This is a genomic window from Streptomyces sp. TLI_053 (assembly GCF_900105395.1).
Classification (GTDB): Bacteria; Actinomycetota; Actinomycetes; order Streptomycetales; family Streptomycetaceae; genus Kitasatospora.
The window spans coordinates 8,869,830-8,896,393 of record NZ_LT629775.1 but is presented as its reverse complement, the minus strand read 5'-3'; the positions used below and the strand labels follow the sequence as shown (position 1 = coordinate 8,896,393).

19 protein-coding genes and 1 pseudogene are annotated in these 26,564 nt (G+C 72.5%); 6 read left to right on the top strand and 14 right to left on the bottom strand.

All coding sequences use genetic code 11. From position 1 onward, the window contains the following. Position 1 precedes the first annotated feature (1 nt). The 9 genes and pseudogenes from BLU95_RS37000 to BLU95_RS36970 all read right to left on the bottom strand — a co-directional run bounded on the left by BLU95_RS37000 (position 2) and on the right by BLU95_RS36970 (position 8,109). Positions 2 to 1,207 (bottom strand): lanthionine synthetase C family protein, encoded by a 1,206-nt coding sequence (locus BLU95_RS37000; protein WP_093863847.1) that lies wholly within the window; start codon positions 1,205 to 1,207, stop codon positions 2 to 4. Next, complete coding sequence (locus BLU95_RS36995; RefSeq protein WP_093863846.1) at positions 1,204 to 4,260, bottom strand: lantibiotic dehydratase; 3,057 nt, start codon at positions 4,258 to 4,260, stop codon at positions 1,204 to 1,206. Before BLU95_RS36995 ends, BLU95_RS37000 begins: the two co-directional genes overlap by 4 nt. A 76-nt stretch (positions 4,261 to 4,336) precedes the next feature. Beyond that, positions 4,337 to 4,486 carry an FxLD family lanthipeptide gene (locus BLU95_RS36990; RefSeq protein ID WP_093863845.1) on the bottom strand — a complete coding sequence of 50 codons (150 nt, stop codon included), beginning with the start codon at positions 4,484 to 4,486 and terminating at the stop codon, positions 4,337 to 4,339. Between the two features lie 60 nt (positions 4,487 to 4,546). Further along, positions 4,547 to 4,984, bottom strand: a complete 438-nt coding sequence (locus tag BLU95_RS44675) for a class I SAM-dependent methyltransferase (protein WP_231978080.1) — start codon at positions 4,982 to 4,984, stop codon at positions 4,547 to 4,549. Positions 4,985 to 5,051: 67 nt separating this feature from the next. After that, positions 5,052 to 5,735, bottom strand: a pseudogene (fxlM, locus tag BLU95_RS44670) (methyltransferase, FxLD system); the annotation flags it as partial. 206 nt (positions 5,736 to 5,941) lie between these two features. Next, positions 5,942 to 6,625: a glycosyltransferase gene (locus BLU95_RS42725; protein ID WP_159425162.1), complete on the bottom strand. Its 684-nt coding sequence runs from the start codon at positions 6,623 to 6,625 to the stop codon at positions 5,942 to 5,944. Then, the gene (locus BLU95_RS42720; RefSeq protein ID WP_159425161.1) at positions 6,622 to 7,173 is read right to left on the bottom strand and encodes a hypothetical protein; all 552 of its coding nucleotides are present in this window, start codon (positions 7,171 to 7,173) and stop codon (positions 6,622 to 6,624) included. The genes BLU95_RS42725 and BLU95_RS42720 overlap by 4 nt, the downstream gene beginning before the upstream one ends. 25 nt (positions 7,174 to 7,198) lie before the next feature. Then, the gene (locus BLU95_RS36975; protein ID WP_093863843.1) at positions 7,199 to 7,675 is read right to left on the bottom strand and encodes a hypothetical protein; all 477 of its coding nucleotides are present in this window, start codon (positions 7,673 to 7,675) and stop codon (positions 7,199 to 7,201) included. Further along, the gene (locus BLU95_RS36970; RefSeq protein WP_159425160.1) at positions 7,672 to 8,109 is read right to left on the bottom strand and encodes an ATP-binding protein; all 438 of its coding nucleotides are present in this window, start codon (positions 8,107 to 8,109) and stop codon (positions 7,672 to 7,674) included. The genes BLU95_RS36975 and BLU95_RS36970 overlap by 4 nt, the downstream gene beginning before the upstream one ends. A 255-nt stretch (positions 8,110 to 8,364) precedes the next feature. On the opposite strand from BLU95_RS36970, the gene BLU95_RS36965 reads away from it, so the two are divergent. Then, complete coding sequence (locus tag BLU95_RS36965; RefSeq protein ID WP_093863841.1) at positions 8,365 to 9,708, top strand: NsdA family TPR-like regulatory protein; 1,344 nt, start codon at positions 8,365 to 8,367, stop codon at positions 9,706 to 9,708. Here the strand turns inward: BLU95_RS36965 and BLU95_RS36960 are convergent. Both BLU95_RS36960 and BLU95_RS45690 read right to left on the bottom strand, forming a co-directional pair. Next, the gene (locus BLU95_RS36960; protein ID WP_093865408.1) at positions 9,705 to 10,733 is read right to left on the bottom strand and encodes an NAD-dependent epimerase/dehydratase family protein; all 1,029 of its coding nucleotides are present in this window, start codon (positions 10,731 to 10,733) and stop codon (positions 9,705 to 9,707) included. The two genes, BLU95_RS36965 and BLU95_RS36960, sit on opposite strands and share 4 nt — an antisense overlap. Before the next feature lie 248 nt (positions 10,734 to 10,981). Beyond that, positions 10,982 to 11,152, bottom strand: coding sequence for a BBE domain-containing protein (locus BLU95_RS45690; RefSeq protein ID WP_093863840.1), 171 nt, complete (start codon positions 11,150 to 11,152; stop codon positions 10,982 to 10,984). A 334-nt stretch (positions 11,153 to 11,486) separates the two neighbouring features. Between BLU95_RS45690 and BLU95_RS36950 the strand changes: the two genes are divergently transcribed. The 5 genes from BLU95_RS36950 to BLU95_RS36935 all read left to right on the top strand — a co-directional run bounded on the left by BLU95_RS36950 (position 11,487) and on the right by BLU95_RS36935 (position 22,236). Then, positions 11,487 to 12,209 (top strand): class I SAM-dependent methyltransferase, encoded by a 723-nt coding sequence (locus BLU95_RS36950; protein WP_093863839.1) that lies wholly within the window; start codon positions 11,487 to 11,489, stop codon positions 12,207 to 12,209. 526 nt (positions 12,210 to 12,735) lie between these two features. Beyond that, on the top strand, positions 12,736 to 16,854 hold the full coding sequence (locus tag BLU95_RS36945) for a WD40 repeat domain-containing protein (RefSeq protein ID WP_093863838.1): 4,119 nt from the start codon (positions 12,736 to 12,738) through the stop codon (positions 16,852 to 16,854). Further along, complete coding sequence (locus BLU95_RS36940; protein ID WP_093863837.1) at positions 16,851 to 17,744, top strand: alpha/beta hydrolase family protein; 894 nt, start codon at positions 16,851 to 16,853, stop codon at positions 17,742 to 17,744. The genes BLU95_RS36945 and BLU95_RS36940 overlap by 4 nt, the downstream gene beginning before the upstream one ends. 1,776 nt (positions 17,745 to 19,520) lie before the next feature. Beyond that, positions 19,521 to 19,961, top strand: a complete 441-nt coding sequence (locus BLU95_RS41815) for a hypothetical protein (RefSeq protein ID WP_107452640.1) — start codon at positions 19,521 to 19,523, stop codon at positions 19,959 to 19,961. Positions 19,962 to 20,094: 133 nt separating this feature from the next. Further along, positions 20,095 to 22,236 carry an NACHT domain-containing protein gene (locus BLU95_RS36935; RefSeq protein WP_159425159.1) on the top strand — a complete coding sequence of 714 codons (2,142 nt, stop codon included), beginning with the start codon at positions 20,095 to 20,097 and terminating at the stop codon, positions 22,234 to 22,236. A gap of 84 nt (positions 22,237 to 22,320) precedes the next feature. Here BLU95_RS36935 and BLU95_RS36930 read toward each other — a convergent pair whose 3' ends face one another. The 3 genes from BLU95_RS36930 to BLU95_RS36920 all read right to left on the bottom strand — a co-directional run bounded on the left by BLU95_RS36930 (position 22,321) and on the right by BLU95_RS36920 (position 26,433). Further along, positions 22,321 to 23,400, bottom strand: coding sequence for an alpha/beta hydrolase (locus BLU95_RS36930; RefSeq protein WP_093863835.1), 1,080 nt, complete (start codon positions 23,398 to 23,400; stop codon positions 22,321 to 22,323). 148 nt (positions 23,401 to 23,548) lie between these two features. Then, on the bottom strand, positions 23,549 to 24,733 hold the full coding sequence (locus tag BLU95_RS36925; protein ID WP_093863834.1) for a cytochrome P450: 1,185 nt from the start codon (positions 24,731 to 24,733) through the stop codon (positions 23,549 to 23,551). A 215-nt stretch (positions 24,734 to 24,948) separates the two neighbouring features. Next, entirely contained in the window at positions 24,949 to 26,433 is a 1,485-nt protein-coding gene (locus tag BLU95_RS36920; RefSeq protein WP_159425158.1) for a serine/threonine-protein kinase, read from the bottom strand. Between the last annotated feature and the right edge of the window lie 131 nt (positions 26,434 to 26,564).

The following is a 26,564-nucleotide window of genomic DNA, read 5'->3' as shown; positions in this document are numbered from 1 at the left end:
TTCAGGAGAGCAGGAGGCAGGCGTCCCAGCCGGTGGCGGGTACCCCTCCCCGGTCGGTGGCGTGCAGGGCGAGGGCGGTTCCGGCGGTGCCGTTGAGGAATCCGGGCTGCTGGGCCGGTGCCTGCGCGTGGAGGAGGCTCCGCAGAGCGGGGAGGTGTTCGGCGAACCGCTCGGGCTTCTCGGAGTCCTGGGCGACGCGGTGGACGGTGTGGAGCAGGCCGGCTGCACCGTGGCACAGGCCCGGGTCGGTGATCCGGGCGAGTTGGGTGGGGTCGGCGATGCAGCGGCGGAGCGCGGCTTCGGCGGCCCGTTGGCGGCGCCGGTCGCCGAGGGCGATGGCGGCGAGCTGCTGCGCGCGGACGAGGCCGGGGGTGCCGTAGCACCAGCTCGGTCTGCCGGGGCCGCCGTGGAGGACGGAGCCGAGACGGTGTTCGTCTGCGTCGACCCATTGCGGCCACCACGGTCCGGCGTCGGAGGTCTGCCGCAGGCCGTCCAGCCAGTCGAGGATCCGCAGCATGGCGCCGGTCTGGCCGTCGACCAGGGCCCCTGTCTGCTTGGCGAGGGCGAGGAGGGCGAGGGGACCGGTGATGCCGTGGGCGAGGCCGAGGTTGCCGTGCCCGCCGGGGAAGAGGCCGGAGGTGCGGCCTGAGGGGTCGTGGCGCACCCACCAGCCGGGCAGGTCGGTGCCGGGCAGGGGCTGGGTGAGGCGGACGAGGTAGGCGAGGACGTCGTGGACGATCTCGCTCTGCGGGTCGCGCCGCAGGAGGTGGCCGCCGAGGCCGGTCAGCCCGTACAGGAGGTCGTACTCGGCGCTGGTGGTGTGCTCGCCGCGGTCGATGCGGGCGTGGGCGGCGTCGAGGCGGCGTGCCGTCAGGTCGGTGACGACCCGGTCGAGCGCGTGCAGGGTCTGCTGGTGGTGGCCGCTGTCGCCGGCGGCGGTGTGGAGGACGAAGGCGAGGGCGGGTGCGCCGAGGAACAGGGATGCCTGGTCGGTGGCGATGAGCGGCTGGGCCGCGATGCCCGTCATCCACTCCTGGACGGATGCCGTGCGGTGGAGGCCGAGGGCGGTGCGTTCGATGTGCAGCAGGGTGATGCCGACGGCGCCGGTGGCCAGGGCCTGCGCGTACTGGGCGTTGTCGGCTCGGCCGGGCAGCGTCGGGCGAGCTGTTCCGGAGAGGGTGGGGTGTTGGTGGCCGGTGGTGGTCATCGGGTGGCTCCGGCGGGGGTTCGGGTGGTGGTCCAGGTGAGGGCGGCGGCGCGGGCCAGGCGGCGGCAGGTGCGTTCGGCGTCGGGGTCGATGCCAGCGGCGCGGATGTGGTGCATGTGCAGCAGGGAGGTCAGGACCGCGTCGGGGCGCGGGCCGTCGAGGGCGATCAGTCTGCGGCGGTAGGCGTCGAGGGCGGCGCGGCGCCGGGCCCATGCCTCGGTGAGTGCCGTTCCGGTGGTGTCGCGCAGGGCCGCCCAGGTGTCGGTCGGGTCGGCGAGGGCGACGGCCCGGCGGAGCAGATCCCGGTCCAGGGCGGCATCGGCGCGGCGGTCGACGTTCTCCAGGAGCCAGCGCATCCCGGCGTCGGTGCTGCCAAGGAGGCCGGCGGCGATGTCGGTCATGCCGGCGGCGGTGAGCGCGGGCGCCGGGGCTCGACCGGGTCCGGTGTGCTGGAGCTGCGCGAGGACGGCGGCGGAGTCCGCGACGAACACCCCCTCGGCGAGGCGCATCAGCTGCCCGCTGCCGTAGCGGCCGGTCTCCGGCCAATAGGTGTCCCACTGCACCCGGCCGCCGGCGAGCCCGGCTTCAGCCAGGCCCGCGGCCCAGGTGTCGACGTGACGGGCGAGGTCGCCGAACGCACCGGAGGACTGCCAGATACGCAGCCGCAGGTGCGGGTCCGGGTCGCGGTAGCGGACGAACCACAGCGGCAGCGGGCCCAGGACGGCGGTCAGCTCCGGCAGACGGGCCAGGAGTTCTTCGTGCCGGTCCGGGTGAGCGTGGATCTTCGCGTACGCCCACCCGCCACCGGCCGCCCCCGGCGCCCACCGCTCGACTCGCGCCGCTGGCGGTGCGAAGACCGGCCGGCGCACCGGTTGCTGGGTAGCGACGAGCGGGAGGACAAGTTCGTGCGCACGGCCGTCGATCCAGCCGAGCGCGCCGGAGGTCGGCGCTTGCCTCAGGACGACCCGGTAGTGGCGGTCGAGATGGGCGCGCAGGAGCTGGCGGTGGTGGCGCTGGGCGAGGTCGAGCCGCAGGCGCCGGTCGCCGTCGCCGAGATCGACGGCGGCGGGAATGCGGCGGCGTTCGCGCAGCGCGGCCAGGGCGCTGTCCCAGCTACGCCACGGATCGGCAGCCGGCGGCAGGTCGGCGGCGTCCAGACGCCAGCGCGCGGGGGCGAGGATGCTGCGCCCGTAGCGGACGGCGGGCAGGAACGGGAGCTTGGAGGCGGCCGGTCCCCAGGAGAACGGCGCGAGGACCGCCGCCCGGGCCCGGGGCAGTTCGGCCAGGAAGCGGGCCAGCGGGTGGGTGAAGTCGGTCAGCTGGACCGCGTTGAGGATCGCGGGCTCGACCGGACGGCCGGCGGCCCGGGAGAACAGCCACATGTGCCGGGCGTCGGCGGTGACCGTCAGGTCGGCCAGCCGGATGGTGCCGTGGCCGTGTTCGGCGACGGTGATGCTCTGCGGCAGCACGACAGGAGTGCGGGCCACGTTCTCGGTACGCACGCGCAGCGGCGGGCTGGAGAGCTGGGCGCGCACGGCTCCGGCGGTGAGCGAGGGAGCGCGGCGCAGTGCGCCGGCCGCGCGCTGCTGGTCGGTGTCATCGAGCAGGTGCAGGAAGCGACCGGTCAGGGTGCCGGCGCCGTTGGCAACGCCGGTGACGACGAGAGTGAACTGCCCGTCGTCCAGCAGGGCCGGGGATTCGCTGCGGAGTTGGAAGCACAGCTCCGCGTGGGCGGGCGTCTGCTCGACCGGCCCCGGCGCGAGCTGGTCGAGGACGTCGTCGACGTCCACGGTGGTCAGCCCGTCGAGCGCGGCGAGCTGCGCCAACTCCAGGAGGAGGGCGTCACGGTCGTGCACGGCCGGCGGCGCGACGATCAGCGTGGAGCTTCGGTACCCGGCCGGGTAGCCGAGGCCGGTGTCGGGGTTGGCCAGCTCCAGAAGCGGCACATGGGCGCCGGGACCGTACCGCTCCAGGAACCGGGCGTGGTAGTCGCGCCAGGCGGGTGGCCCCTGCGGGTACGGACCGGAACGGGCCAGCGCGGCGGCCGCACACTCTGCCTCCCGCACCACCTCCACGGGCAGGACGAGGTCGCAGTCCAGGCGCAGGTCCACCGCCAACGAAGGCAGGCCCGCAGCGGGAATGGCGGCCATCAGCTCCAGCGCTTCCGCTCGCACTGCCTGGCTGTGCGCCGGTGATTCGGCGTTGTGCCGCTCCAATCGGTCGTGCACGGCCAGCAGCCGGGCAGCGGCGGAGTCCTCCGCAGTACCGGGCACCTCGGCGGCCTGGAGCTGGGCCAGGAGGTGGCCGAGCGGGTCCGGCGCAGCCATCGGCGCGCGCAGTGAGGTACTCACGACGCGTTGGCGGACGAGTTGGTTGACCAGCTGGCGGACGGCTCCCGGCGGCGCGTCCGGAAACTCGGCGGCGACCTTGTGGACGAGGTCTTCGACCCGGACGGCCTCCTGGGCGGTGGTCAGGACGGCGTCGACGGGCGGGGTGCGGCGGATCGCGACCTCCAGCGGCTTGGCGTCCTCGCCGGAGGGCTGACTGCACGGAAGAACCAGTCGATCCCCGCGCACCACGCACGTCGCATCGACGGTGACCATCACCTGCCCGAGCAGTGCTTCGTCCTCCTCCAGGCGTTCGACCACGGCGGCCAACCACGCCGCGTCGGGCCGCGCGATCGCGCGGTGCTCCCCGCCCCAGAACAGGGCAAGGGTCTCGCCCAGCCGGACGGCGGCGACACCGGCGAACAGTCCGAACGGCGTCGCCCGGTGCTGCATCCGCAGGAGGTAGCGGACCAGGGACTCCCCGACCCGGCGCAGCCGCCGCTCCTGTACGACCCCGTCGGCGGCCACGGCTTCGACGGCGGCCGCCAGCGGCGGGCTTGCCACGGTCACCGCGTCGGCAACGCCGGGCAAGGCCCAGGCGTCGGTGATCCAGCGGCTCCACGCGGCGCCGTCCGCCGCGCTGTCGCTGCTCAGGTCCGGCCACGGCGTGGTGGCCGGTGTACCGACGGCGGCGCGCAGCAGCGCGCCGTCCACGGCCCGGAACATCCCTACCCCCCAGTGTGTCGTGCGTTCAACGGCCCCCGGATGGGCCGGGGCCTGCTGGCCCCGGCCCACGGCGAGATCAGGCGATGCAGGTGCTGTTCGAGCAGGCGCTCGCGCAGGTCTCGCCACAGCCGTCGTCGGTGCTGCTCATCAGCTCGGCGACGACCGGGCCGTGCTCGACGACGGTGATGTCCAGCTCGAAGTCCGTGGTGCTGGTGCTGTTCGGCATCTGCTTCCTCCTGGTGGTTGTGGTGCGCGGGTGGGGTTCGCCTGGCTCCGGGACCGCCGGTCAGGGCCGGTCGCCGGGCCAGGAGATCGCGATGCGGGTGTGGGTCTTGTCGACCACGCGACCCGCGGGGAGCCGGCTGTCGGGGGTGGCGGCGGGGTGGATCTCGATCCGCGCACCGGACCCGCCCCGGTGCGCGCGGTCCCAGCTGCGAATCTCGTCCACGAGCTTGCTCGCGGCGGCGGAGGCGGCCGGGCCGTGGCCGTAGGCGCCGAGCTCGAAACGGGTCCGGGTCTCGTCGACCGCGCGCACGGTGCGGTAGGCGAAGGTGCCGCCGACGACGAGGGTGGCGACGCCGAGGGGCGAGGCGGAGGCGACGAGGCCGGCGTCCCGGGCCGCGACGGTGGCAGTCAGCCGCGCGTGGCCGTCCAGGGCGGTGGCGAGCCACAGGTCGAGGTCGTGGGTGGGCTCCTCCCCGCCGACGGTGATCCCCGACCACACCTCCTGCCGGGGGGGAGGCGAGCGCGGCGCGCAGCGCGTCGACATCGACCTGGTCGCCGTCGTCCAGCCGCAGCCCGACCTCCTCCTTCGGCGCCTCGTGCAGCAGGACCAGGCGCTCGCGCTGTTCGCCTGCGCCCTGCATGGGAACGAAGCCGCACAGCTCGTAGCCGCGGCTGACGAGGTGGTCGCCCTCGCGGACGAGGAGGAAGGAGCGCATCAGGCCGCGGATACGCAGGGGCACGACGATGCGTCCGGCCGGAGCGAGTTGGTCGATCCAGGCCGGGGGGATGTCCGGGGCGCCGACGGTGACCTCGATGAGGTCGTAGGGGGCGCGGTCGGGCGCGCCGCCCTCGCCGTCGGCAGTGACGACGTGGACGCCGTCGTAGCCGGCGTCGGCGAGCAGGCGGCGGGCGCGGTCGGTGACCTCGGGGTCGATGTCCAGGGTGGTGACGGTGCCGCCGGGGGCGACGAGTTCGGCGAGGTAGGCGGCGTTCATGCCGCCGGAGCCGATCTCCAGCACGTTCTCGCCCGGGCGCGGGTCGCCCTGCTCCAGCATGACCGCCTGAATGTTCGCGGCGGAGACCGAGCTGATCGCCAGGCCGTCACGGTCCCGTTTGGTGACGACGGCGCGGCCCGGGTCGTAGGCATCCGCCTCCGAGACTCCGGGGGTGAAGGCCTCGCGGGGCACCGCCGCGACGACGTCGGCGATCCGGTCGGTGCGGATCGCGTTCTGGTCCCGCAGCCGTTTCACCAGGCTCTCGCGACGTTCCTGTGGCGATGGGGTGTGGCTCAAGAGAGTTCTCCTTCGTTTCGGTACGCGCCGATCCTCGCGCCCTGGTCGGACGGGCGGGACGGGGACGAGCAGGGTTCATGCCGTCGGCGGGACCGGGCCCATCGCGACGGCGGGGTGGTCGAGTTCGAGCGGCGTCTGTTCCGGGCGCCGGGCCGGCGTGGTCGTCACGCGGCGGCTCCCGGCGTGCGGGTGGGCTCGTCGGCCGGCCGGCGGTTCTCCTTGAGGACGGTGCGGACGTGCTCGGCGGCGGCCGTGCCGCGTCGCAGGCGCTCCGGCCGGTAGAAGCACGCCTGGACGATCGCGGCGACGAGCGCGTCAATGTCGCCGTCGTCCGCGAGCCACCCGTTGGCCTCGTGGCCCCCGGTGACTATGTCCTTCTCCAGGGTTCCGCCGGTGGTGCCGATGACCGGCAGGGCGGTGGCCATGGCCTCGTGGACCGCCGTGGTCGCGTCGGGGGTTGCGGTGAGGAACAGGTCGGCGGCGGCGAACAGCAGGGGCCGGTCGACCGCCTCGGGGTCCGGGACGAACAGGACGTCGCCCGATCGCGGCGCCGGGGCGGCCACCGCTCCGCACAGCACGAGGACGGGAGCCAGGTGCTCGGGCAGGCCCCGCTGAACCTGGCCGACGGTGTCGAGCAGGGCGGGCACGGCGTGCCGCTCGGCGTCGGTGACCGCGCTGAGCAGAATCGGCCGTAGGCCAGCCTCCTTGGTCCACAGCACGGCCCTGAGCCGTTCGAGCGCCTGCTCGTCCAGTCGGGCATGGGGATCGAGCGCCTGGGCGAGCACGCGGGACCGCTCGTCGGCGCGCAGCGCCCGGGGGCGGAAGGCCATGGTGTCCACGGTGGTCATGGCGTGTCCTTCGGATGGTCGCGATGGTGGATGCCGAGTGGTCCGGCCGGCGGGCGGACACGGCGCGGGGTGGCTCGGGCCCTTCGGAGCGCGCTGGCGAGGTCGTGCGGGTGGGTGAGGTGCGGCCGGCCGGTCGGCGGCACGACCCAGTCCCTGCCGTCGACGCCCGGCAGCCCGGGGCCGGGCATGGGGACGATCGCCGCCGGGCCACCGGTGGCGGGCCGGCCGATGAGCACGGTGTCGCGGATCTGCCACGGTTCGTCGCGGCGGACGGTGATCAGGAACTCGACGGTGAGGCATCGGTCGTCGCGCAGAACGGGTCCGGTCACGACATCGGCGTTCCGCATGTCGTGCAGGGCTGCGAGACCGAGCTGCTGGTCCAGGACGCGCACGACGGCGAACCGCTCGCCCACCTCGATCGCCGCGAGCCGCCCGCGGCGCCATGCCTGAAAGGCGTCGTCGGCCCACCGGTTGGCGGAGGCGAGCCAGTGCGCGCCCAGAAGGTATGTGGCGATCGGGGTACGCGGTGGGGAAGCCGTGGTCGGCATCGTGTGATTCCTCATCCCGGGCCGGTCAGGCGGGACACGGGACGCCGCGGCCGGGAAGCCGCTGCTCCGTGCCGTCGCTACGGGCCACGACGAGGACGTAGATCACGTCGGCGTGCGTGAAGGCGACGGCGTGACTGCGGCCGGCGGCCACGTCGGTGCAGGCCCGACCGAGACTCAGATCGGTGTCGAGCAAGGCCATCGGCTCCTCCTCGGTCCCCAGTCGAAGGTGCGAGGTGAGCCGGGCGACCTGGCGCTGCAACTGCCGCGCGGCCAGCCGCACGTCGGGCGCTCCGGCGCTCCACAGGACGAGCGGGTGGCCCGAGCTGTAGTAGGCCGTCGTGATGCACCAGAACGGCTCCCGGGCGGTCCAGGGTCGCTCCCGCGCGAACGCACTCGCCCCCGTTGCTTTCGGCGGCAACGGCTCGGCGGCCGTCCGGTGCGCCGTCCCCGTGGGACGCTGCCGGGCGAAGGCCCTGAGGTGGTGCCTGATCGCAGTCTTCACTGAGCTTTCCTCGTCCGGTCGGAGGCGGGAGCGACCCGCGCCCACACCGTCTTGGTCGTCCTGGTCGTCGTCATTCCCATGCGTTCCGCAAGCTCGCCCACGATGACGAGGCCACGCCCGCTCTCGTCCCGCGGGACGGGCACCGTCGGCAGTTTCAGGTCCGGACGGCGATCCACTACCTCGACCCGGACGCTCCCGTGGCTCTGCCAGAGCATCAGATCCACCTCGTCGTCCGGGCTGCTGCCGTGCCGGATGGCGTTGGCCAACAACTCGGAGCAGATCGAGACGATGTCGTCCACCGCGCCGTCCTCCCACCCCCATCTCCTGAGCGCGAGGCGTACCTGGCGGCGGGCATCCGGGACCTCCGCCGGCATGGCGGCCAAGGTGATCTGCCAGTGGTGGAGAGACCAGCCCGACCGTTCAACGATGCCCATGTGCTTCGCTCCCGTCCTCAGGAGCATTGGGACGCCCCTACTTCGTTCGCTTGCGGAGACCAAGCTTGGATCCGACGCGCGGACAGAACCATCACCCGCAGAAAGACACTTGGCCCCCATTCAGGGGAGCGCAGAGACCGACCTCGGACAGTTCGGCGACATTTTTCCCGAACCTCTGCAACCGCTCCGGCGTCAGTGGTAGGCAAGGACCGAAAGGTAGTTCGCAGCTGGGGCTGCGGCTCCGAAGGGACCGCGATGAGCAACCTGTTCGACGCCTTGGTCGCACGCGACAAGATGGACTTCCGAAAGTTCCTCGCCGAGTACCGGCGGGCCGCACTCGCTCTGTACCACTCAACCGGCGACACCACTTACCGCAACGCCACGCTGACGGACAAGAGCTTCCAGCGCTGGCGCAACGGCGATGTGGGACGGCCGCACCACCCCACTCCGGAAATCCTCAAGAGCATGTTCGGCAGACCTGCTGACGAACTGCTTGCCCCCTGCACCGACGAGCAGGTCCGAACGCTACTGGCGGTGGCGGATCCTGTGCTCGATGAGAGAGAACTGGCCATGACCGCACGCGATGCCCGTGCCCACGCCGCCGAAGCAGCCGCTCAGCTGCTCCCCGACCTGTCCCTGGACCAGCTCGAGGACGACCTCGTTCACCTCGTCCGGTCCACCGACATCAAGCCGCCGCACCTGGTCTTCATGACGGCGAAGGAGCTGCTCGGCGTTGCCATGGTGCAACTCGACCGCACCCAGGTGCTGTCGCAACGGCGGCGCCTCTACCTCGTGGCCGGCCAGGCCTCGGCACTCCTCGCCGCCTGCGCCTTCGACCTCGGCGCCATGTCCCATGCCTTCGAACTCACCCGGGCCGCCGCCCTGTACGGCCAGGTCGCCGAGCACGGCCCCCTCCAGGCCTACGCCCACGCCTACCTCGCTGTCCTGTACTACTGGAGCGGAAGCCCGGCCCAGGCGGTGCGCAAGATCGTCGAGGCACGCTCCTTCCCCGGAGTCGGCGCCACCGGAGATGCCCGACTGGCAGCGATCGCGGCCCGGGCCTACGCCCACCGCGGCCAGGCCGAGGAGGCCCAGCGAGCTGTCGTCGAGAGCACGGCCGACCGCGGGGCCGCAAAAGACGATCTTCACGACGGTCTGGCCGGCGAGTTCGACTTCAGCCCGGAGCGGGTCGCGATGAGCAACAGCGCCACGTTGCTGCTCCTCAGGGACGGCCCCGGCGCCGAGGCCTCGGCACGCCGTTCATTGCAGCTGGGCACCTCTCGCTCCGCAGGTACCAGGCAGCTGGTCCTCGCTCCTCAGGCCCGGGCCGACCTGGCATCCGCCCTGCTGATGCGCAACGAGCTGGACGGCGCCGTCGAAGAACTGGGCCCGGTGCTCGATCTTCCCCGGGAGTGGCGTGGGGCCGGCCTCACCGTCAGGGTCAACGCGGTCCGGTCCGAACTGGCATCACCCACCTTCCGCGGCACGCCGCTCGCACGGGATCTGGCGGAGCGGATCGAGGACTTCACGGTGGTCGCCTCGCCGAGGATCCTCGGGGCCGGGACGACGCGGCTCGCAGTCGGAGGAAACGGCGGTTAGAGCACGCTCGCCAGGACCATCTGCTCCTTGGCGGGATCGATCCCGTGTTTGTCCCAACGCCTGTGCGGCACAGGAATGTTGCCCTGGGAAAGCCAGGACCAGGTGTCGGCGACGGTCTCCGCGAGCGGCCGGCTGACGAAGCCGGCCGCGACCGCGGACGACGAATCGATCACGGACACCCCGGGGTGGCTCCACCACAACGGGAGTTCGGTCCATTCACGCAGGCCGTGACCGAGCAGGACCTCGTCCGCCACCCACACCAACTCCCCCGCACCGCCGGTCACCTCCACACACGCCCGGAGCAGTCCCCCCATCGACTCCCGACCGATCGGCGCCGCCAGATTGTGGACCTGGTGCCCGACCCGTTCCACCTGGTCGAGCGTGAAGGCGGCCACGTCGCGAATGTCGACCGCCTGCAGACCACGGTCCGGATCGCCGGGCGCCAGGATCCGCCCACCCTGCGCAGCCCGACGCAGCCACCACGGCAGCCGGCCCACGTACTCCCCCGGCCCCAGCAATACCCCTGGGCGCAGCAGGCTCGTCCTCGCGAGCCCGAATGTCTCCGTCACCGCCCGCTCGGTCCCGGCCTTGCGCCGTCCGTAGTCGGGATTGACCCCCGATCCGCCGTGCGACAGCCTCTCGGGATCCAGTGCCGCGTCAGCCATTGCCTCCCAGACCGGGGAATCGACGCTCAACGGTTCCGAGGGCCAGCCCTCGTACACCGCCACGGTGGACAGGTACACGTAGCGGCCGACGGCCGGCTCCAGGACCCGGGCACCTGCCAGCACATCACGTGCGCCGAGCGAGGAGGCGGAGGTGTCGATCACCGCGTCCCACGGCCCGTGTGCGGCCAACCGCGCCAGGTCCTCGGGCCGCTCCCGGTCTCCGTACACTGAGCTCGCCCCCGGGACAGGCGTGCCGCTCCGCCCACGGGTGAACGTGGTCACCTCCCAGCCCCGCCCCAGGGCACCGGCCACGATGGCCGGGCCGAGGAACCAACCGCCGCCCAGGACCAGAATCCTCATGGAGCCGATCCTGCCAGTCATCGCGATCGGCTGCAGCCCCCATAGACCCCAGGCGCCGCAGCGGTCGGCGCGCCCGTACACGATTGATCTCACCTGACTACCCGTCAGTCGTGGTCAGCAAAAGTCAGCATCAGTACGAGAACACCCCGACAAACCTGCCTACACCTGGGAACACCGACCCTGGCCCGTCGAACCCGCTCCAACCCCGGCGAGGGTGCCCGGCTAGCCAACCGCGATCGGGCAAGTCGTCACTTTAAGCTCTTTACTCGCACCCTTTCATCCCGATATTGTCTGCCTACTGGATGGTCGCCATCGCTCTGCGTGTGCGACCAGGAGGTCAGGGTCACCGACTGGGCGTGGTGGAAAACGTTGCTGTCGTCCCAGGGCCTCTTGGCCCGCTGCAGCCGGGTGTAGTTCAGCCCGTTCTACGGCGGCCGCCGGTTCTGACCGGGCTCGAGGTTGAACGCCCGAGAGCCACAGGGGCAGTGCAACGGCCCCGGACCTGCACCACGTCCCGGCCGTCGAGTACAAGGACGACGGAACGGTGCTGCGCACCGCCCGGCTGATCGCCGCCGACGGCTGGGACGTCGACCTGCCGCTGTGGGCCGACGCCGCCAACTGCAGCCCCTGCCACCCCGGCAACGACTCCCACTGACCTTCAAGTCACGGGTGACTCCGGCCCGCCCGGGGTCACCCCGCCCGGGAGAGTGAAGTTCACCCAAAGCCCTGCGCCGGCGCACACCGAGCGCAAGGATGGCCCGGGTGACAACCACCTCGTCCACCCGGGCCGCGTGCTCACCGGACCTCTGGCACCACTACGGCCGCAATCGCGCCGACACCGACCGGTCCGTCCCCGACTCCTTTCACTCGGTCTGGGCCCAGGACGGAGGGCCCGGCGTCGAAGTGCTCGGCGACATCACCGGTCTTGTCGTCGCCGACCTCGGTGCGGGCGCCGCCCGCCACGCCGCCCACCTCGCGGCCCGCCACGCCCCGGCCCGGGTCGATGCGGTCGACGCCTCACCCGCCCAGCACGCGATGGCGCGCGACCTCTACGGCCACCTGACGCCTCGCCGTCGCACGGTTCACGCCGATGCGGTCGAGCTCCTGGACGCCCACCCCGGCTCCTACGACGTGCTCTACTCGGTGTTCGGGAGCCTGGACTTCACCGACCCGCGCCGGCTTCTCCCGGCTGCTGCACGCGCCCTGCGCCCCGGCGGACTGCTCGCCGCGTCCACGCTGGGGCACTACCTCGACGGGGCCCCGGCCGAGCCGGACGTCCAGCATGCTGACCTCCCGGCCCGCACTCCGGACGGCGCCACCGCGACCATGCGCCGGTGGGTCCTCCAGGAGACCGTCTGGACCGAACAACTGGACGGGGCGGGCTTCACTGCGGTCAGCATCGACCGCCTTCCGTCCGCCGCACCCGGTGCGCGGACGGCCGAGACCCTGCTCATCCGCGCCTACCGGCGGTCCTGAACCCGCCGGCCGAAGGGCCATCACCGATCCGGCCGGAGCCCGAAGGCGCGGGTGCAACGGGGGTGAGAGATCGGCCACTCCGCGGCGTCTTCAACGGTGCGCAGCGTCCGGGCGGCTCTATCGGGGTCGGGGTCGCTGGTCCAGCCCGAACTTGCACCGATCCGGGCGATCCGGCCCCACCGCGACGTGAAGCGTCTAACGTCGAATCGCACTGATCGACTGCCGAGGACCCGGGAGCGTGATGGCATTGGCCGTGGGACGGCCGGAGCCCTCGGACGAACTGCGCTACGCGGTAGTTTCCTTGGGGATTGCGTTGACGCGGACCGAGGACGGGGATTCGCCACGGTTCGGTCTGGACGTCCTGGAGGAGGCTCCCCTCCATGCCGACAGAGTCGCGGACATTCTGGAGAATTTCCGGTACACCCGTCGCCCGACGGCGACAGCGTCGTCGCAGGCTCAGGAGCAAGCCGACTACGCGCGGCTGGTAGAGGCCGCTGTCGAAGCCGAGGACGCCGATGTACTGATCGTGCACATCGTCGGACACGGCGAGCTCGCCGACGGCAGCAGCGAGAAGCTGTACATCCTGGACAACGACGGGAACCGGCTCAGCCGCCCGGTCGGCAGCTGGATCGACCTGATCGAGGACCACCCCCAACGGCACCGACCGATGACCCTGTTCGTCCTGGACGTCTGCTACAGCGGACAGGCCGCGGTGACCGCCTGGCACTCGCGAATGGACGTCGACAAACGCAAGTCCTGGGTGCTCGCCGCGAGCAGGCCGGACCGGCAGGCGTTCGGATACCGACTGAGCCAGGCCCTGGTCCAGGTCCTGACGAAGTACCACCAAGCCCTGGAAATCCGCTTCGACTCCTCCCTCCGGTACATTCCGGCCGCCGCCGTCTGGCGGGACGTCGAACGCGCGGTCAACGAGCTGGCCGAAGAGTCCGGCGGGCTGCCGCAGTCGATCCTGACCAGCCTCGTCCCCGGCCACGCCGACCTCTCCCACCTGCCGTTCTTCCCCAACCCCTCCTACGCCTCCCACCGCACCGGCCCCGCACCGGACCTGCCTCCGGAGATTGCCCGCCTGGCCGACTGGGCCGCGGACCCCCTGCATTTCATGCGCCGCGCCGGCGGCGGCGAACCCGTGGCCCGCGACTGGAGCGAGGGATACTTCAGCGGCCGCACCGAACAACTCGACACTCTCGCCACCTGGCTCGACGACGACACCGCCGCCCCGGGACTACGGGTGATCACCGGCAGACCCGGCGCCGGCAAGTCCGCACTCCTCGGCCTCCTCCTGTGCGCCGCCCACCCCGCACTGCGCCGCCACACCCGCCCCCTGTGGGCCACGCTCCATGACCACGTCCCGGGCGAGAACAACCGGATCGCCGCCGTCCACGCCCGACGCCTCGGCCTCGACCACATCACCGCCTCCCTGGCCCGCCAGCTGCGCCACATCACCGACCCCGACGCCCCGGCCCCAGCGAACGAGGAAGCGCCCGGCCCGGCCATGAACCCGGCACAGCGACTGCTGGACCTCCTCCCCCCTGGCCAGCGCCCGGTCACCGTCGTCATCGACGCCCTCGACGAAGCAATCAGACCCCAGGACATCACCACGGCCCTGCTGCTTCCCCTCGCCCGGCACGCGCAGACAGCCGGCGCTCGACTGCGGCTACTGGTCGCCACCCGCGCCGACACCCGGTTCGACCAACTCCTCGACCTGGCCCAGGACAGCGGAGCATGCACGGACCTGAGCACCCTCGCACCGTACGAGGTCCGCCGGGACGTGAGCGCCTACGCCAAACGGCTCCTCACCGCCGACGGCCCCTACATCCGCGGCAACCTGCGCCCCGTCCGGGACGCCCTCGCCGACGCGATCGCCGACACCCTCACCGCACACCCACCGACAGGCCAGTCAGGCCACGACAGCGAAGACCTGCAGTGGGGCGAGTTCCTCACCACCGGCCTCTACGTCCACCACCTCCTTGCCACCCCGCCCGCCACCACTCCCGAGGAGGCCACGCGGCTGGGCCGGGCCGTGCCCCGCAGCCTGCCCGACCTCCTCGAGCTCGACCTCCAACGCCATACCGACCAGCCTCACCTGCGCCCAGTACTCACAGCCCTCGCCTTCGCCCAGGGCCGCGGCATGCCCGAAAGCGTCCTTGTCCACGCGGCCGCCGCCTTCACCGCCCCCGACACCCCTCCCTCGTCGCTGCCGGAGCTGTACACCCTCCTCGACGGGGAAGCACGCTTCTACCTGCGCCGCGACATCGACACCGACGGAACCACCCTCTACCGGCTCTTCCACCAAGGTCTCGCCGACTGGCTGCGCGGACCGGCCGGCGAACCGTCTCACAAGGACTCGGCGACGACGACGGACCCGCTGCCCGGTCGGGCGGAGCGGCTGTTCGAGCAGCTCCTGCAAGGCGTCCCCCGCGACCGGAACGGCGGGCTGCATTGGCAGCACGCTCATGGCTATCTGATCAGACATGCCGCCCAGCACGCGATCGACGCCGGACGCCTGGACGAACTCCTCTTCGACGCCGGCTACCTCCAGCACGCCGACCCCCACACCCTCGCCGATGCCCTGTCCTATACGCAATCCGAGCAGGGCAGACTCAACGCCTCCGTCTACCTTGCCTCCTGGGGCGTCCATCATGCGTTGCCGCCTGTGGCACGCCGCCAGATCCTCGCGCTGGACGCCGCACGCTTCCGCAACACGCCACTCCAATCCGAGCTGCCCGGCGACGCCGACTGGACTGTGCGATGGGCAACGGCCAACCAGGTCTCCCCGTCCCTGGTCCGTATCCTGCCCGGCCACACCCACGGGGTGAACGCGGTCGCGGTGACGCACGTCAACGGCCGCCCACACGCCATCACCGGCAGCAACGACAACTCCGTCCGGCTGTGGGACCTCACCACCGGCACCCAGACCCACCACCTCACCGGCCACACCAGCGGGGTGAACGCAGTCGCGGTGACCCGCATCAACGGCCACCCACACGCCATCACCGGCAGCAACGACAACTCCGTCCGGCTGTGGGACCTGACCACAGGCACCCAGACCCACCACCTCACCGGCCACACCAGCGGGGTGAACGCGGTCGCGGTGACCCGCATCAACGGCCACCCACACGCCATCACCGGCAGCAACGACAACTCCGTCCGGCTGTGGGACCTCACCACCGGCACCCAGACCCACCACCTCACCGGCCACACCGACTGGGTCAGGTCGGTGGCGGTGATGCGTATCAACGGCCACCCGCACGCCATCACCGGCAGCGACGACAACTCCGTGCGGCTCTGGGACCTGACCACAGGCACCCAGACCCACCACCTCACCGGCCACACCAGCGGGGTGAACGCGGTCGCGGTGACCCGCATCAACGGCCACCCACACGCCATCACCGGCAGCAACGACAACTCCGTCCGGCTGTGGGACCTCACCACCGGCACCGAGATCCGCACTCTCACCGGCCACAGCCTGTGGGTGAACGCGGTGGCGGTAACCCGCATCAACGGCCACCCGCACGCCATCACCGGCAGCAACGACAACTCCGTCCGGGTGTGGGACCTCACCACCGGAACTCAGACCCACCACCTCACCGGCCACACTTTCGGTGTGAACGCGGTGGCGGTGACGCGTATCAACGGCCACCCGCACGCCATCACCGGCAGCTACGACCCTTCAATGCGGGTGTGGGACCTGGCTACTGGCACCGAGATCCGCACTCCCACCGGCCACAGCCTGTGGGTGAACGCGGTGGCGGTAGCCCGCATCAACGGCCACCCGCACGCCATCACCGGCAGCGACGACAACTCCGTCCGGGTGTGGGACCTGACCACCGGAACTCAGACCCACCACCTCACCGGCCACACCAGCGGGGTGAACGCGGTGGCGGTAACCCGCATCAACGGCCGCCCGCACGCCATCACCGGCAGCGACGACAACTCCGTCCGGGTGTGGGACCTCACCACCGGAACTCAGACCCACCACCTCACCGGCCACACCAGCGGGGTGAACGCGGTGGTGGTAACCCGCATCAACGGCCGCCCGCACGCCATCACCGGCAGCGACGACAACTCCGTCCGGGCGTGGGACCTGACCACCGGCACCCAGACCCACCACCTCACCGGCCACACCGTCTGGGTCAGGTCGGTCGCGGTAACGCACATCAACGGCCGCCCGCACGCCATCACCGGCGACGACAACAACTCCGTCCGGCTGTGGGACCTCACCACCGGCACCGAGATCCGCACGCTCACCGGCCACACCAGTGGCGGCGACGTGGTGGCGGCGACGCGCATTAACGGCCGCCCGCACGCCATCACCGGCAGCTACGACAGGTCAGTGCGGCTCTGGGACCTGACCACAGGCACCCACATTCGCGAACTCACCGGCCACACCGGCCAGGTGAGGTCGGTCGCGGTAGCGCACATCAACGGCCACCCACACGCCATCACCGGCAGCGACGACAACTCCGTCCGGCTGTGGGACCTCACCACCGGCACCTGCCTCACTTCGTTTCATCTTCCGGATGTTGCGTGGGCCCTGGCTTTCTCCGGGGACGGCACGGTGGTGGTGGGCTTCGGCCACGAAGTAGCTGTTCTCTGTCTAAACCCCCTCATCAGGAGGCTCCGTTGACCAGTGAGACCGCTTCACCGCTCCGGATCGTCGCCGTGCACGGCATCTACAACAGCTTCGGTACCGGGATCCCCGACGCACGCAAGGAGCAGCTCCGCGCGCTCAAGGCTGCCGCCTGGGCACGGGACCTGGCCGCCGGCCTCGGTGTCCCGAGCGAACGGATCGACGCCGACTTCGCCTACTACGCGGACAAGCTCCGGCCGGGGCCGGCCGCCCAGGGCGAGCACGGCGGCGACTTCCTCGACGACCCGCTGGCGCAAGAGATCCTCGACGCCTGGGCACGGGAACTGGGGCTGCCGGACGAAGTCGCCCAGGGACATGCCACGGTGCCGCTGCGCGGGTTCGCCTCCTGGCTGGCACGCAGGTTCGACCTGGCCGAGGGACCGCTCGGGGTGTTTGTCCGGCTGCTGTGCGCCGAGGTGGCTGCCTACCTGCGCGCACCGGACGCCCCTGAGCGCATCGCCGCACGCGAGGAGGTGGCAGCGCGCATAGCCCGGCACCGGCCGCGTGTCGTCGTCGCACACTCGCTGGGCTCGGTCGTCGCCTACGAGGCCCTGCACGCCCACCCCGAGCTGCGACCCGAGCTGTTCCTCACTCTGGGCTCGCCGCTCGCTCTGCCCCGGGTGGTCTTCGACCGCCTCGTCCCCGCCCCCCGGTCCGCCGACGACACGCAGCCGCGAGGCGCCGGCCTGCCTGGCGGGACGCGCTGGGTGAACATCGCCGATCCCGGTGACCCCGTCGCCGTCCCACCCGGACTGGCCAGGTTCTTCGACGGGATCACCCTGGACCACACCAGCAGCATCAGCGCCCACTACCGCTTCCACCACGCCGACAACTACCTGCGGTGCGCGACCACAGCGGCCACCCTCGCGCCCTACCTCGGCATCTGACTCGGGGCCTGACCACTGCGTTGCTCTCAGTGGTCAGCGGCCGCCTCTCCGTCGGGATGTGTCGCGTCGGGGCGCAGGCCGAACGCGCGGGTGCAGCGGGAGTGGGAGATGGGCCATTAGGCGGCGTCGTCGACGGTGCGTAGCGTCCGGGTGGCTTTGTCGGGTCGGGGTGGCTGGTCCAGGCGCAGTCAAAGCCGTCTATCAGTTGGACGCCGCGTTCGCGGGCGACGGTGGGGGTGCCGACGTTGTAGGCGACGGCGAGGGTGCCGACGTTGTAGGCGACGGCGGTCCGAGCGAGGGTCGCGGCTTCGGCCCAGGCCCGGACGGGGCATGCGGGCCCCACCGCGGTAGACGACCCGGTCAAGGGGGTGAGCGGCCGCGAGTTGGGCAGCGAGAGCCTTGGCGGCTTGGAGTGCGGTGCGCGCGCTGAGGGCGGTGGGGATGTGCTGGCGGGCTGCGGCGCGGGCGGCCCGGTGGAAGGCTCCGGCGCGACGGACGGTCTGCTGGGAGTGCCGCAGCATGTCCGTGCAGGTGTCGGCGGTGAGGGCGCGCAGGGCGTGCCGGTGGCTGCTGGTCCAGGTGAAGCGGCGGCCGAGGGGTGGTGGCGGCGGTGGAAGCTCCCTGCGCGTACACGGCGGGAATCTGCTGGTCTGTGAGGTCGCGGACGGCGGCGTCCACCGCCCGTTGGAAGATCCGAATGGTGCCGACGAAGCGGGCGATGGCGCGGGCGAGGTCGGGTCGGCGGCGGTCGGCGATGGCGGCGAGGACTGCGGTTTGCGCGGCGGTGAGCTGCTGCCAGGCTTCGGTAAGTCGGTCGGCGGCTGTGGCGGCTGCGGTCCGGATACCCGGGTGGTGCTGGGCTCCGGGGTCGCTCATCGGATCCGCCGGGCGGGCCGGATGGGGACCGCTTCGATCTGGTGGGTGGTGTCGGTGCTAAGGGGGTGTCGTCCGGGCCAGTGGCGTCCTGGAGATCGGTGATCTGCCGTTCGAGGCCGCTGAAGCTGCCGGTGCGGTCCATGGTGACCACGCCGTCGACGACGAGGCGCAGCGGTTCGGCCAACACGGCCGCGACGCATTCGGCGAGGACTTCGAAGGCGACGTTGCGAGCGGTGAGGTCGTCGGTGTTGGTGGCGGGGCCGAGCTGGGCGAGGAGCCAGGCCAGGGCTGCGGGGTCCACGGAGCGGGTTCCGTTCATCAGGTGCGCCGCCGGACCGGACTCTGGGGGTTGGGTCCGGTCCGGCGGCAGGGGGCCACTCGGTGTCGGCGCGGGCCTTGCGGGCGCGTGCCGGCTTGGTGGCCGCGTCGTCGTCCTCGTCGTCTTCGCCCACCCGTCGTCGTTGGGTTCCGGCGCCGGCTCGGGCTGGAAGCTTCGCGTTGGGTGATCAGTGCGGCGAGCGCGGGCGGGTCCGGGGCCCCGGACCTGCACCGAGGTCCGGGGCCCCGGCCACCTCTTCGAGGCGTACGACCGCGCGCGGCCCCGTGGTGCTCAGGCCCTCGTGCCGCACCTGCTGCCGGGTTGCCCACGACGGGGCGGGTCACGGGCGACGGGCGGGACGCGGGCGACGGATGTCCGCACGGCGCGGACATCCGTCCGAGGAGGGGTGACCATGACCATCGGAATCACGACACCGATCCGGAACTCGTCGCCCACTCCGGCGAGTTCGGCTCCGATGCGCCGTTGTCCGCCGGTTCCACCGACCGCCCTGCCCCGGAGTGCCGGTCTTGGTACGGTCGTGGAACGACCGGGGACCACCGGTGCGGGCGAGGGAGCGGGCCATGCTGGAAGAGGCGCTGACCACGGTGGCGGCCGCGGGGGGCACGGCAGTGGTGCAGGCTGCCGGTACCGACGCCTGGGGTGCGCTGCGGCTGCGGGTGGCCCGGCTGTTCGGGCGTGCTGACGGCGGGCGGGAGCACGCGGAGCTGGAACAGCTGGACCGGACGGCCGAACTGCTGGCGACGGCCGGGCCCAGGGAGGCGGAGCTCGTACGGGAGAGCCAGGAGACCTCCTGGCGACACCGCTTCGAAGTCCTGCTGGAGAGCCTGGACGCCCGTGAACGCGAGGAGGTGGCGGCCGAGTTGCGACGGCTGAGTGCCGGGATGCCCGGCCGCGGCCCCGCGGAGGGCAGCACGGTGTCCGGCAACACATTCCGCGGCCCGACGGCCTTCCAGATCGGCGACGGGAACCAGCAGGACAACCACTTCGGTTCCGGGGCGTGACAGGACTGTCCACGCCGGAGCGGGTGACCGTGGCGGGCCGGTGCGCGCCACCGGTCCGCGGCCGCCCCGGCTTCCTGTGAGCGGCACGGGGCCGGAGCGCGACCGCCCCCGTCACCACGACGACCGGCCGCTCGTGTTCGAGGGACCGCTGGCCGTTCAGATCGGCGACCACGGGGTCCAGAACAACTACTTCACCGTCGCCTTCCCCGACCCGGTGGAGCTGGGCGCGCAGCGCCTGGGCCACGTGGTCCTGGCGCAGTGGCGCCAGGAGGCCTCCCTGCGGGAGCTCGCGGGGCCGGACCCGATTCCGGTGCGCTGGCGTGCGGCGACCGGCGCGGACCTCGCCGACCACGTCGGGCGGACCGGGCGGACCGACGGGGCGAGCGCGGCGGACCTCACCTCCTTCGCCCGCACATTCCTGCGTCCGGAGCGGCGCAGGCTGGTGGTCCTGGGAGAGCCGGGCAGCGGCAAGAGCAGCTTCGCCGTTCTGCTGGTGATCGAACTCCTGCAGCGGATGCGGGCGGGCGATCCGGTCCCGGTGCTGCTGCCGCTGGGCTCCTGGCGGCCGGCGGAGGAGCACCTGAGCGGCTGGCTGGAGCACCAGCTCCTGCGCGAGTATCCGTACCTGGACCGCGGAACGGTTCGTGAGCTGCTCACCCGCAACCGGATCCTTCCCGTGCTCGACGGGCTGGACGAGTTGCCCGCCGCCGAGCAGCCGAAGGCCCTGCGGGCACTCGACACCGCTCTGGCGGCAGGTACCCCGCTGATCCTGACGTGCCGAACGGCGGACTACCGGACAGCGGTGCGCCACGCGTCCGTGCTGCGGCAGGCCGCCGTGGTGGAGGCGGACCCGCTGACCGCCGAGGAAGCCGCGGAGTACCTGCTCGGGTCGGCCGCACCGCAGCAGCAGGAGCGGTGGCGACCGCTCGCGGACGCGCTGCGCGACGATCCGTCCTGTCCCGCGGCGGACGTACTGAGGGTCCCGCTCATGCTGTGGCTCTGCCGCACCGCCTACAGCCGTCCCGACCCGGACGGGCTCCCGGGGGACCTCGCCGACCGGGCCCGCTACCCCGACGCCGCAGCGGTGGAGAGCCATCTGCTGAACTCGCTGGTCCCGTCCGTGTACCCCGTAGGTCCCGAGCCGCCTCCCCAGCCCGGCCGCAGGGCGTCGCGGAAGGCGCCCTGGGAGGGCCGGGGGACCGACCCGCAGCGGGTGTCGCACTGGCTGGGCTTCCTCGCACGGCACCTGCAACAACGCGGCACGCCCGATCTCGCCTGGTGGGAACTGGGCACCGCGGTGCGCCTCGGGGCACGCACGGTCGTCACCGGGCTCGTCTGTGCCTTGGGCGTCGGCCTCGTCGTCGGCCCCGTGGACGGCACCTGGGCCGGCCTCGGCTACGGAGGTCCCGAACCCGGGCTGCGGCCCCGGCTGGTGGAGGGAATCGTCATCGGGGCCGCCGACGCCGTGATCAACGCCGCTCCCGCGGCCGTGGCCTTCGCGCTCGCGCACTGGATCGGCTTCGCGTTCAAGGGTGGAGCCTTCGAACCCTCCCGCTTCCGCCTCCGCCTCGGCCGTGGCGCGCGGCGTCCGGGCGCTAGGTCCGGTCGTGAGATCCTCGCCCGGGCCGGGCTCGGGATCGCCGGAGGACTGGCCGGCGGGCTCGGGATCGGCCTGGTCCAGGGAGTGGTCCGCAAGCTCCTCTCGGACGACCCGTACGCCCTCAGGGTCGGGTCGGTGGACGCGGTCGTCTACGGCGTCATGTTCGCGGCCGCGGGCGGGCTCGTCGGCGCCGTCATGGCCTGGTGCGAGGCGTCCGAATCGATCGAGACGGCCCCCGACCCCCGGGAGCTGCTGGCCCGCAGCCGCAGAACCGTGCTCCTGCAATGGCTCCTGTTCGCTCCACTGTTCGGCGCCGCGGTCGCGGTCGCGGGCCTGCCCGCTGTCGAGGTACTGAACGGGAACCTGTGGGGCGTCCGGCTCGGCTGGACCGTCCCGGACGGGCTCCGGTTCGGGCTCCTGACCGCCTTCGGGGCCGGGCTCGGTACGGCGCTGAGCCTGACCGCGTGGGGGCAGTGGACGCTGTTCGCGCGCCTGTGGCTCCCGCTGACCGGTCGGCTGCCGCGTGCCCCGATGGAGTTCCTGGAGGACGCCCACCGGCGGGGCGTACTGCGCAAGGCCGGCGCGATCTACCAGTTCCGCCATGCCCGGCTCCAAGAGCACTTCGCCCGGCCGAGGGTGCGGCAGGGTCGGGGGAACAAGCTCGACGGGCGGTGACCGGCGGACCCCGGCGGGTGCCCGGCGCGGTCCGCCGTGCTCCGGTCGCCTCCCCGGGCGACCCCGGGGAGGCGACCGTTGGGCTCATCCGGCGGCGAAGGCCCGTTCCAACCGGGGGACGTAGTCCACCAGGTCCTGGGCCCAGCAGCCGGCGTTGTGGTTCCCGTCGCACCGGGTCCCCCAACCGGCCCCGTTGCCGTAGCCCACGTAGTAGTACGGCAGGCCGAGGGCGTTCAGGCTGTCCCTGGCGTGTTTGTTCGCACCCTCGATCCAGAACTCCGGCGAGAGCGGATCGCCCGCCCCGCTACCGGTGTAGATCGAGATGCCGACACCCGCCAGCCGGCCCATGTGGGAGGCCGGATCGGCCTCGTTCCAGAGCCGGTCGAGGTTGAACACCGGGTACGGCGAGCCGAACAGGGCGTCGCTGGACACCGCGGGCGCGTAACTGCCGGTGCAGTCCCCGCCGGTGGACGAGGCAGACCCGCAGAACCCGCCGGGCGCGTTGGTCAGGGAAGCGACCACGGCCAGGCGCAGGCCCATCGAGGCCGCGGACAGGTCGAGCCCCCCGGACAGCGAGGCGACCTCGGTGAACAGCTCCGGGTGCCGCTGGGCGTACCGCATCGCGCCCAGACCGCCCATCGAGATGCCCGCCACCGCACGGCCCCGCTTGGCCGCGACGGTGCGCAGGTTGTCGTCGACGAACGGAATCACCTGCTCGAGGTGGAAGGTCTCCCACCTCTGCGCGCCCGCCGCCGTGTTCTGGTCACGCCAGTTCGCGTACCAGCCCCTCGCCCCACCGTCCGGGATCACCGTGATCATCGAGTTGGAGCTTCGCAGGGCCGGGTAGTTCTGATTGACGGGGCTGTCCGGTGAGCCGTGCAGGAAGTACAGCACCGGGTACCGGCGGGCCGGATCGTCGTAGTAGCCCGGCGGCAGGATGATCCTGATGGGATGCTGCTCGGCGACATCGGGTGTGGTCACCGTGACCGTGAAGTCGGTGGCGGTGCCGGTCGAGCCGACCTGGGTCAGACCGTGACCGTCCGTCAGAACGGGCGGTCCCGGCGTGGCCGCGAGCGCGCGCGGCGCGACCGGAAGCAGCAGTGCGGCGACGGCGAGGAGGACGGCCCAGGCCCGCAGGCCCCTGGCGTCGAGGATCGGACTCATCGGTATTCCTTCGGGATCGTCGATGTTCCTTCGGGATCGGGGAGGCCGACCGGCCCGGTCGCCGTTCTCCTGGCTGTCCGCCGGGCGGGGGCGGAACACGACGGCCCCGGTCCTGGACGGGCCGAGACGGTGCAGCCGATGTCGCCGCTCACCAGGTGACGGGCAGTGCGTGGAGGCCGTAGACCTCGTTGTTGACGCGGTAGGGCACCTCGTCGGCGGGGCACCCGAGCGCGAGACCGGGCAGCCGCCGAAGAAGCGCCGGCAACGCGATCCGCAGTTCGGCGCGGGCCAGTGGAGCGCCGAGGCAGTGGTGCGGACCGTGTCCGAAGGCCACATGCGAAACGGGCCTGCGCCCGATGTCGAAGAGGTCCATCCCGGCGCCGAGCGCCGGGTCGCGGTTCGCCACCGGAAGCTGGCAGACGACCTGGTCACCGGCCTTGATCGGAACGCCGCCGATCTCGGTGTCCCGGCACGCCGTGCGGGCCAGCGCCGTACTGGACACCGACAGGTACCGCAGCAGTTCCTCGACCGCGCCGTCGAGCACGGCATCACCCTCGGGAGCCTCGCGCAGCCGGTCGGCCTGCTCCGGGTGCGACAACAGGGCGAGCACACCCAGCCCGATCGTGTTGGACACCGTGACATGACCGGCCAGCAGCAGCAACTCGCAGACGCCGGCCAGTTCGGCGTCCGACACCGCGTCTCCGTGCTCCCGGACGAGCATGCCGATCATCCCGTCGTCCGGGCTGCGCCGCTTCGCCGCCACCAGCCCGGCCACGTACGCGCGCGACTCCCGCCCCGCCGCGATCCGCTCCTCCAGCGGGAGCCCCAGATCCAGCGTGACGCGGGACCAGCGGTGGAACGCCGCCCGGTCGGGGTCGGGCACGCCCAGCAGTGCGCAGATCACCCCGAGCGGCAGCGGCAGGGCGAAGGCGTCCATCAGGTCCGCGGCGGGGCCCCGCGTCTCCATGTCGTCGATCAGCGCGTGCACCATCGCGTCGATCATCGGGTCCAGCGCGCGGATCCGCTTCCCGGTGAACTCCGCTGTCAGGACGTGGCGCAGCCGCGTGTGCTCCGGCGGGTCCATGTTGAGGAGTTCGTCGGGCAGGATCGGAGCGCGCCGCGGGTCGTGCATGGCGAAGGTCTCCTGGTCGGCCAGTACGCGCCGCACGTCGGCGTGCCGGGTGACGAGCCAGTAGTCGCCGGTCCGGTGCAGCCAGAAGTCACGTACCCGCCGGACCGGCTCCCCCCGCTGGACCTCCCCCAACGCCGCGCCCGGGTCCAGCCCGTCGCGGCGGTAGAAGATCGAGACCGGCGGAACCTGCTGCACGTTCATGGAGCCTCCCCTGACCACCCGGACGTCGAGTTCCCGATACCCCGGTGACCGCGCCGCTGAGCGCTCCGGCCCCGGTGTCGTGCGGCGCGCAGGGGTGCGGAGGCGGCGGGCGCGCGCCCGCCTCCGATCCGGCGCCGCCCCCTTGCCGTCGCGCCCCGCCCGCGGTTCTCGATGCGCTCCGCGCGACCCTGCCGGTCCGCCCCGGCCCCCGGGTGTCAGCTACGGGCCGCGTGGATCGCGCGGACCTTGCGGGACTTGACGGTCTGCGGGTGGAACTGGCCCAGCACGCGGTGGCGGTCGGCCGCCACCGCCTCCAGCAGGCGTGCCGCCTCCCCGTGCTGCCCGGCCTCGCCCAGGTTGCAGGCGTGGTTGTGCCGGGCGGTGAGGGTGTGCGGGTGGTCGGGGCCGAGGACGCGCCCGCGGTCGGCCGCCACGGCCGCGAGCAGCCGCGCCGCCTCCTCCCGGTACCCGGCCTCGCCCAGGTAGTAGGCGTGGTTGTGGCGGCTGGTGAGGGTGTGCGGATGGTCCGGGCCCAGGGCCCGGTGCCGGTCCGCCGCCACCTGCTCCAGCAGTCGGGCCGCCTCCCGGTACTGCCCGGCCTCGCCCAGGTTGTAGGCCTGGTTGTTGCGTGCCCTGAGCGTGTCCGCGTGGGCCGCGCCCAGCAGGCGGGCCCGGCCGTCGGCCACCTGCGCCAGCAGGGCCGCCGCCTCGTTGTGCCGCCCCTCCAGGCTGAGGGAGTTGGCCAGTTCGTGGGTCGTCGTCAGTTCGGCGGCGGTGGGCAGCCGGACGGCCGTGGGCGGATGCGCGGGCGGCGGCGGGGCGAGCACGGTGGTCGGTACGGCCGCGACCACGGTCGGCCGGGCGACGGCTGCCCGCAGCGTCTCGGCCACGGCCACGGCGGATGCCGGGCGGGCCGACGGGTCCTTGGCCAGCAGGTGCAGGACGACGCGGTCGAGGCCGGCGGGCAGATCGGGCCGGTGGTGCCGGGGCGGCACCGGCTGCTCGTTCAGGTGGGCCTCCATCGCGGCGTACGGGTTGCCGCGGTGACCGAAGGGCGGTGTGCCGGTGAGGAGTTCGTACAGCACGCAGCCGAGGGAGTAGAGGTCGGCACGGCCGTCGACCCGCAGGCCCCGGGCCTGTTCCGGGGCCATGTACGCCGGGGTGCCGATACCGCTCCCGGTGGGCGTGAGCTGGGTGTGGCCGGCCATCAGGTAGGCGGCGATACCGAAGTCGAGGACGACGACGGCTTCCGTGCCGTCCGCGTGCCGGGTCAGGAAGAGGTTCCCGGGCTTGATGTCCCGGTGCGCGACGTCCACCGCGTGGGCGGCGGCCAGCGCGTGACAGATCTGCACGCCCCACTCCACGACCTGGACGGGGTCGGGACGTCGGCCCGAGCGCAGGGCCTCGGCAACGGATCGGCCGGTCAGCAGACTCATCACGACATAGGGCGTCGCCAGGCCGGCCTCCCGGTGGAGGCCGTAGTCGTGCACGCCGATGATGTTCGGATGCTGGAGCCGCGCGGTGATCCGGGCCTCCCGCTCGAACCGGGCCTGCGCCTCGTGGTCCTCCGCGCCGTCGACCTGGGGCAGCAGGACCTTGACGGCGACGTCCCGTTGCAGCCGGGTGTCCACGGCGCTCCAGACCGCGCCCATCCCACCCGCACCGATGCAACGGTCCATCCGGTAACGCTCGTTGATCATCGCGCCCTGCCGCATCCGCTCCCCCACCCCGAGTCCCGTCCGGCACACCGTAGTGTGCGCGGACGGCCCCGCGCACACCCCCTCCGGGATGCCCGGTCGGGCGGTCGAGCGGTCAGGCGGTCAGACGGTCA

Coding starts and splice junctions, on each gene's coding strand:
- BLU95_RS37000 (WP_093863847.1), bottom strand. CDS start 1,207: ATGACCACCACCGGCCACCAACACCCCACCCTCTCCGGAACAGCTCGC.
- BLU95_RS36995 (WP_093863846.1), bottom strand. CDS start 4,260: ATGTTCCGGGCCGTGGACGGCGCGCTGCTGCGCGCCGCCGTCGGTACA.
- BLU95_RS36990 (WP_093863845.1), bottom strand. CDS start 4,486: ATGCCGAACAGCACCAGCACCACGGACTTCGAGCTGGACATCACCGTC.
- BLU95_RS42725 (WP_159425162.1), bottom strand. CDS start 6,625: ATGACCACCGTGGACACCATGGCCTTCCGCCCCCGGGCGCTGCGCGCC.
- BLU95_RS42720 (WP_159425161.1), bottom strand. CDS start 7,173: ATGCCGACCACGGCTTCCCCACCGCGTACCCCGATCGCCACATACCTT.
- BLU95_RS36970 (WP_159425160.1), bottom strand. CDS start 8,109: ATGGGCATCGTTGAACGGTCGGGCTGGTCTCTCCACCACTGGCAGATC.
- BLU95_RS36965 (WP_093863841.1), top strand. CDS start 8,365: ATGAGCAACCTGTTCGACGCCTTGGTCGCACGCGACAAGATGGACTTC.
- BLU95_RS36960 (WP_093865408.1), bottom strand. CDS start 10,733: ATGAGGATTCTGGTCCTGGGCGGCGGTTGGTTCCTCGGCCCGGCCATC.
- BLU95_RS36950 (WP_093863839.1), top strand. CDS start 11,487: ATGGCCCGGGTGACAACCACCTCGTCCACCCGGGCCGCGTGCTCACCG.
- BLU95_RS41815 (WP_107452640.1), top strand. CDS start 19,521: ATGCTGGAAGAGGCGCTGACCACGGTGGCGGCCGCGGGGGGCACGGCA.
- BLU95_RS36930 (WP_093863835.1), bottom strand. CDS start 23,400: ATGAGTCCGATCCTCGACGCCAGGGGCCTGCGGGCCTGGGCCGTCCTC.
- BLU95_RS36925 (WP_093863834.1), bottom strand. CDS start 24,733: ATGAACGTGCAGCAGGTTCCGCCGGTCTCGATCTTCTACCGCCGCGAC.
- BLU95_RS36920 (WP_159425158.1), bottom strand. CDS start 26,433: ATGATCAACGAGCGTTACCGGATGGACCGTTGCATCGGTGCGGGTGGG.